This window comes from Shewanella septentrionalis, from assembly GCF_025370265.1.
In the GTDB taxonomy this organism is placed as follows: domain Bacteria; phylum Pseudomonadota; class Gammaproteobacteria; order Enterobacterales; family Shewanellaceae; genus Shewanella; species Shewanella hafniensis.
Genome location: NZ_JAMTCC010000076.1, coordinates 1 through 7,155, shown reverse-complemented (window position 1 = coordinate 7,155; position 7,155 = coordinate 1). Strand labels below are relative to the sequence as shown.

Below are 7,155 nucleotides of genomic sequence, written 5' to 3'. Positions count from 1 at the left end.
AAGTTTTACTAAGTTCTAACTTTACGAACTGAATAGAGTCGCCAGTCCATGTGAGACACTTAGCTGGCGGTCTGAAGTAGATAGCCGAAGCGGTATGGATCACTCTTTATTGATTTTGGCTTTGAAGCTGGCTTTGGTATTGTCGTTAGCTTGTTTGTACCAGTAATCAAGCATTTGACTAATTTCAGCTTGGCTAGGTGTGGTTGTAGATGTCACTGAAGTCGTTGGCTGAGCCTTGTCATTGACCGCTGCGGCAGCTGACGACATCACTGCTGGCGCTATCAAGTTCGTAGATGTGACTACTGCTGTTTGGCGTATTTGTGGTTGGCTTGCTAATACTGGTGCAATGGCGTCGTTTGCTTGTGTTGTCGCGGTATTCATAGTGAGATTTAATGAAGCCGGATGATTGCTAAGGTTGTACTGCAGTATCTCGTGTTCGAAATCCCGTCCCAGTTGGATGCCATTCTTAATCAATTTATCGCTGGTAAAACTCACGGCTTCATCTTGAGCATTTGATAGTGTCAGCTTGGGTGACTCATCAAATTTCTTTGCATCTCTGGCTGAGTTGATGGCGGGAAGGGTCAGGGTAAGTGTTTGTGCTGACGCATCAAAACGGACGATGAGTACGTCGGATAGATAATGCACTGAGTCAGCTTGTTGCCGGTATTGCGCGGCATAGCGAAAGGCTATCTGATTGATACCATCAGCTAAAACGAGGTTGCCACTCTTTACGGCTGGCTTGCCATTGACCGTTAATACTTCAGCATTTTTAGGCAGATTGAGATGAACATCGGCCGTTGCAGGTTGCACTGCAACCAGCATTAACGCGGTGGCACATAAGATTGATTGATATTTCATAAGCTTTCTCTGTTGTTGCGAGGACGCCGCTAAATAATAAGGTAGATATTTGACGACACAAAGCAGGTTTAACCTTTAGTGTGGAGCATGATGTACTAAATGGCGACACGTCGTTTATAGCGCGCAGATTAGCGTTAATTTAATCTGTAGGGAATAAAAAAGGCTCACGAGGAGCCTTTTTGAGCATGATATTTCGGGATTGAACGCTTATTTGGTTAAGTTGATGCTATAAACGGCGAAACCCAGTTCATCCTTGCTGATCTTCTTCATTTCACGTTGTTTATTGGCTTCAATAAAGGCAGCGGCTTTGTCACTGTCTTGGGTTTCGAAGCGAACGTCTAATGTGACGTTGGTCGTGATGGTTTTGAAATCCCAGTTGTAATCGGCACTTGGATTGACCATACCTTCGTACTTACCCGTGGTTTCGTTGTACTGAGATTGCGCTGTGATATAAGCAGCTAGCGCTTCACGGTTAGTATCGGGTAGTTCGAGCACGACGTGGTCGCTACCCGTTCCTGCAAACTTACCACCAAAGGCGCGGTAGTTATTTGAGGCGACGATAAACTCTTTCGCGGCAAATTCTTCACCTGTGATGACTTTACCGTTTTCGTCTTTATAGCTTAAATCAACGATACGGTTCGCATTGGCATTAACGACGGCGCAATCGCGGTCAAACTTACTCGGTTGAGTGACATCAATCTTGTAGGTTAAGCCATCGAGTACGTCGAAGTTATAGGTTGGATGACCATCCCAGTTGATTAACCCTTGTGGGGTGGTTTTTGCTGGGTCGATTTGATTGAACTGGTTGGCTGAGCACTCAAGCCAATCTTTCAATTCGGCGCCCGTCGCTTTGACTGCCACCATAGTGTTGGGATACAGGTACAGATCGGCGGCGTTTTTAAAGGTCAGTGGACCTTTATCGACTTGCACAAATTGATCGGCATCGCTGGTTGTACCGTGGCGACCGCCCGCTTTAAAAGGAGCAGAAGCTGACAGTACTGGCAGCCCTTTTAATGCTGCAGGTAATTTCGCTTTCACGTTAGCGATTTGCGCATCTGAAACGATTTGTACCGTTGGGTCGTCCTGCACTAAGGTAAGGAAGCTATACATGTCCGCCGCGGCGACACCGATAGGTTCATCCACAAAGGCGAGGGTACCTTGGTGCTCGGCTGCGACAGCATCGTGAATAGCAGCATCCGCTTCAACTAATGGGGCTTTATTTGCGCCATCATAGATAGGGCGAGCTTGCGTTTTGGCACTAAGGACATGCCACTTGTCATCTCTACGCTCAAGTTTAAAGTCAACCACCCCTAAGTTATCACCCCAACGACCTGGCATCACTGCGGGAACGCCGTTCAGTAGGCCTTTAGTGACATCGGTATTGGGCAAGTCGGCATACTTAGCATCTGGGAAGATAGAGTGGCTGTGGCCGAATAGAATCGCATCGATACCGTCAACATAAGTCAAAGCGTAAGTGGCGTTTTCAGCCATAGGATCGCCAGGATTTTCTGTCGAACCAATGCCAGAGTGTGGAATGGCGATAATGATATCGGCCCCTTTGGCTTTCATTTCTGGGACATATTTTTTCGCGGTGGTAACGATATCTTCAACCGTCACTTTACCCGTCAGATTTTGCTTATCCCACAATAGAATTTGCGGTGGTACAAAACCAATATAACCAATGTTAATGGTTTGATTATTACCTTCGCTGTCGATAATGATTTTTTGTTTGATGATATAAGGGGTGAATAAATGCTCACCTTTTTTTACTTCTTTCCAGCAACCATTATCGTCGGCGCAATAAACGTTCGAGTTGATATAAGGGAAATCTGCACCACTAATGGATTTATTTAAGAAATCTAAACCATAGTTAAATTCATGATTACCGATATTGCCGACTTCATAATCTAATAGGTTCATGGCTTTATAAGCAGGATGAACATCGCCCATTTGCAGGCCAACTTTTGCCATATAATCGCCCATAGGGCTGCCTTGCAGTAGATCGCCGTTATCAACGAGGACGCTATTCTTGGCTTCGTTGCGTGCAGCGTGGATCAAGCTTGCAGTGCGGGCAAGACCGATAGTCGGATCGTCTTTACCACTGTAGTAGTTGAAATCCATGATATTTGTGTGCAGATCTGTGGTTTCGAGTACCCGTAAATCGGCTTGAACGACTTTGTCGTCATCAGAATTACAGGCGCTGACACCAAAGGCGGCAGTGATCATCACTGCGAGTATTTTCTTATTTAACATAGTTATCTCTATTTATATTTATTTGACCCCAACGCATGTTCCGTCAAGAGCATGCCCATCATCCCGTTAATTCAGCGTCATTTAACTGTTAGGTTAATTTGTCGCTAAGTTAACGAGCGGGAATTATAAAGACATTTGATGATCTGAATGTGACATTAATCGGAGAAAAGCTGTTTCAAATTGTGACCCAGAGTGCGTCTGCCTAAATAATGAGCCATTTGGCCTGTGTATTTGTTACATTGAGGTTTAAATAAGCACAGCAAAAAGTTTATTAAGAAGAATTAATATTTGTTATAAAAACGGTGTTTTATTTGCTTATGCTGCTTTCTATGTTGAGAATATTTGGCTTAAAAAATCCAATTAGATTGTTTTAAATAATTCTTTTTACATTGAATTTTAGCTAATCCTCATCATTTCTGCTTGCAAGGGCTTAACACTGATTGCTGCGCCTTAGGTGTAGCTTAGCGTTGGCATAGGTACCTGTAGACTCGAAATACACATAAAGTGATACAAATTAGCGCCGCAGTGGCGGGGTAAAACTTGGCTGAAATGCGCGTAACTTATTAAGGTAGTTCATCGAAATTAACGACCGTAGCAACAAGCGTTCGTTGACTCAGACTGTTTTAAACTGAAAGCCAAAATCCGTTAGCGCGCACCTTTCACCTTAAAAATACAAACGAAAGGGCAGCAACATCCAAGGGAGTTAATATGCGTAAGTCCGTTATAACCACAGCCGTGGCCGCGGCTTTGTTACTTGGCGCTTGTTCAGACAAGCCAGCCGCCAGTGCCAATGAAGCCAAAAATGCCGTAGCGACTCAAACCGCTGCTAAAGCGCAAGCAACCAATGTGTTGCTGAGCAAGAGTCCACTGCAGGATCAAGCACCACAATTTAACCTTATCCATACTGCAGATTATGCTCCTGCCTTCGAGCAAGGCATTAAAGCCCATGATGCTGAAATCGCTGCCATTGTGAATAACAAGCAAGCGGCCAGTTTTGACAACACCATTCTGGCGATGGAAACCTCAGGTGAATTATTAACGCGGGTGTCGCGGACCTTTTTTAATCTCGCCGGTCTGATTTCTGATGATGATTTCCAGAAAACCGAAGCAGATCTTGCACCTAAGCTATCTGCCCATCGCGATAATATTTATCTCGATCCGACGTTATTTGCCCGTGTTGAAGCGGTATATCAACAAAAGAGCAGCTTAAATGCGGAAGATCAGCGTTTAGTTGAATACTACTATGAGCAGTTTGTTCGCGCTGGCGCGAAATTGTCAGCTGAAGATAAAACTAAAATGCGCGACTTTAACGCCGAGCTTGCAACCTTAGCGACGGACTTTTCACAAAACAGCTTAAAATCATTTAAAGATGATGTGATTGTTGTGACCGATAAAGCCCAGTTAGCCGGTTTATCTGACAGCGAAATCGCCACCTTAGCCGCAGCCGCCAAAGCTGTTGGAAAAGAGGGCTATTTGATTACCTTAGTGAACACGACTCGCCAGCCTGTGCTTTCTAGCCTGAGCAACCGTGAACTGCGCCAAAAAGTGTGGGAAACCTCGGCGCACAGAGCTGTTGCAACCAATGGCCCATTGATTGTTAAAATGGCGCAAATTCGGGCTAAAAAAGCCAATTTACTAGGGTTCGATACTTGGGCATCCTATGCGGTTGCCGATCAAATGGCGAAAACCCCTGCTGCTGTGTATGAAATCCTCGATGATTTAGCGCCAAAAGCCTTGGCTCGTGCCAAAGTGGAAGCAGCTGATATTCAAGCCGAAATCAAAAAGGCGGGCGGTGATTTCGAACTGCAACCTTGGGATTGGGCTTACTACGCCGACAAAGTGCGTAAAGAGAAATACTCCCTCGATGAAAGCAGCATCAAGCCTTATTTCGAGTTTAATACTGTGCTGCAAGACGGGCTGTTTTTCGCTATGCATAAACTGTATGGCATCAGCTTAAAAGCGCGTACCGATTTACCCGTGTGGAATCCCGATGTCTTAGCCTTTGAAGTCTTTGATAAAGACAACAGCTCTATTGGCTTATTCTACCTTGACCCTTATGCCCGCGAAGGCAAAGGCGGCGGTGCGTGGATGGATGAGTTCGTCACCCAAAGCGGTCTGCTTGGTACTAAGCCCGTTGTTTATAACGCGCTGAATATTCCTAAGCCAGCCGATGGCCCAACGTTAATGACCTTCGATGAAGTGACCACTATGTTCCATGAAATGGGTCATGCGGTTCACGGTTTATTCTCGCAGGTGAAATATCCAAGCGTGGCTGGTACATCAACTGCACGTGACTTTGTTGAGTTCCCATCCCAGGTTAACGAAGATTGGGATATCGATCCTGCTGTGATTGCTAACTATGCCAAACACTACAAAACGGGTGAGCCAATTCCTAAGGCACTGCTCGATAAAATCTTAGCCTCAAATAAGTTTGGCCAAGGTTTTGATACCGTTGAGTATCTGTCAGCCGCCTTGTTAGATATGGAATGGCACTCTATCAGCGCCGATACTCAAATTAGCGATGTAGAGAAGTTTGAACACCAAGTGTTAGCTAAACACGGCCTCGATTTTGCGCCAATTCCCCCGCGTTATAAATCGAGTTACTTTAGCCATGCCTTCTCCGGTGGTTATTCAGCTGGATATTACGCGTATTTGTGGACCGAAGTGTTTGCCGCCGATGCCTTTGCCTATATGGGCGAGCATGGTGGATTGAAAGCCGATAATGGTGACAAATTCCGTAAGGAAGTCTTATCTAAAGGTAACAGTGAAGATCTCATGCAAGATTACATTCACTTTACCGGTAAAAAGCCGACAACAGATGCACTGTTAAAGCGCCGCGGTTTAGTCGACTAATCGATTCGTTGTAAAAAGGCCCAAAGGCTTGTTAGGGAAACCTAGCAAGCCTTTTTATTGATGTCGGGGCGGATTTATTCATCATTTTTGTTTCCGCTGGATACTCTCCAACCCTATTCTCATCGATTGAATCAGGATACATCTAGAATCCCTCAATGGAATATAACGCCATATGCAACAACGGATAAGGTTTACCCTGTCCATCAACGGGTGAGCGACCCGTTACTGAAAAACCAATATGTTGGTAAAAACCTAATGCTTGTTGATTCTGCTCATTAACATCCACCTTTGTGGCTCCCAGTTCTTTAATGGCATGTGTCGCTAGCATGGAACCAATCCCTTTTCCGCGCGCGTCAGGTGAGATGAACAACATTTCAATATTGCCATCATGTACGCCGCAGAATCCGAGTATTTCTCCATTGTCATTTTTAGCGCACTTTAAGTGAACGGCATCAAAATACTGTTCGAGGATCAGCGGCTTTAATTGTTGGAGATCTTCTTCTGCTAAAAAGTCATGGGTTGCTCTCACCGAGGCTTCCCAAATATCGAGCAGACTAAGATGATCTGCTTTTTCTACCATCTCAATATTCATCATATAACTCTATTGAAGATTTAATGTCGCCTAAGCGGTGAATTAAAGTGGGTTAACATGTGAAGCGGAAACATACCAACCTTTACGAATCCGCCTTTAAAAAGAATATGATTACGGACGAGATCCGCAGTAACCTTGTCGACAATTATGATAGAAAAGTTATGTTTTTCAAAATTTATCTTACATCGACACCTAGTTGCTCATCGTCACCCATTATATTTTTTGGGTTATATTATGGCGTGTTGTTAATGTTTTCTAATGATAAATATACTTAAACTAATATCAGATAATAGAGCTTGTATTTACTGTGCTTACTTAAATATTCTTTTTGCTAAGCTTTGTCTAAACACGATTGGATCCTTGCGTAGAGTTTCGTAAAAGGCAAGGAAGGTTAGATATTTAGCAGACGACATTAACCAGTTCGCTAATAACGGAAAAATAACAAAGCAGAGAAAAATCCAGTTTTTTTGGTGTTCAAGTACGAATAAAAACAGTAAGTAACAAATGAGTTGAAAATAGACGTTTATTTGATTGATTTTAACTGCTCGAGGTCTACCTCGTATAATTAATACATTTGGTATAACAATACCCAGGGTCAT

4 protein-coding genes are annotated in these 7,155 nt (G+C 44.0%); 1 reads left to right on the top strand and 3 read right to left on the bottom strand.

Annotated elements, in window-relative coordinates; genetic code table 11:
• Positions 1–99: 99 nt before the first annotated feature.
• A complete protein-coding gene (locus NE536_RS22110; RefSeq protein WP_261274028.1) occupies positions 100–858 on the bottom strand; it encodes a DUF2057 domain-containing protein in 759 nt (252 codons plus the stop codon).
• A 207-nt stretch (positions 859–1,065) separates the two neighbouring features.
• On the bottom strand, positions 1,066–3,111 hold the full coding sequence (locus NE536_RS22105; RefSeq protein WP_261274027.1) for a bifunctional 2',3'-cyclic-nucleotide 2'-phosphodiesterase/3'-nucleotidase: 2,046 nt from the start codon (positions 3,109–3,111) through the stop codon (positions 1,066–1,068).
• A gap of 708 nt (positions 3,112–3,819) precedes the next feature.
• Between NE536_RS22105 and NE536_RS22100 the strand changes: the two genes are divergently transcribed.
• Positions 3,820–5,964 carry a M3 family metallopeptidase gene (locus tag NE536_RS22100; protein ID WP_261274026.1) on the top strand — a complete coding sequence of 715 codons (2,145 nt, stop codon included), beginning with the start codon at positions 3,820–3,822 and terminating at the stop codon, positions 5,962–5,964.
• 142 nt (positions 5,965–6,106) lie between these two features.
• Here NE536_RS22100 and NE536_RS22095 read toward each other — a convergent pair whose 3' ends face one another.
• Complete coding sequence (locus NE536_RS22095; RefSeq protein ID WP_261274029.1) at positions 6,107–6,556, bottom strand: acetyltransferase; 450 nt, start codon at positions 6,554–6,556, stop codon at positions 6,107–6,109.
• Positions 6,557–7,155 lie beyond the last annotated feature (599 nt).

Excerpts from the sequence above, each read along its gene's own strand:
- NE536_RS22095 (WP_261274029.1), bottom strand. The coding sequence starts at position 6,556 with ATGAATATTGAGATGGTAGAAAAAGCAGATCATCTTAGTCTGCTCGAT.
- NE536_RS22110 (WP_261274028.1), bottom strand. The coding sequence starts at position 858 with ATGAAATATCAATCAATCTTATGTGCCACCGCGTTAATGCTGGTTGCA.
- NE536_RS22100 (WP_261274026.1), top strand. The coding sequence starts at position 3,820 with ATGCGTAAGTCCGTTATAACCACAGCCGTGGCCGCGGCTTTGTTACTT.
- NE536_RS22105 (WP_261274027.1), bottom strand. The coding sequence starts at position 3,111 with ATGTTAAATAAGAAAATACTCGCAGTGATGATCACTGCCGCCTTTGGT.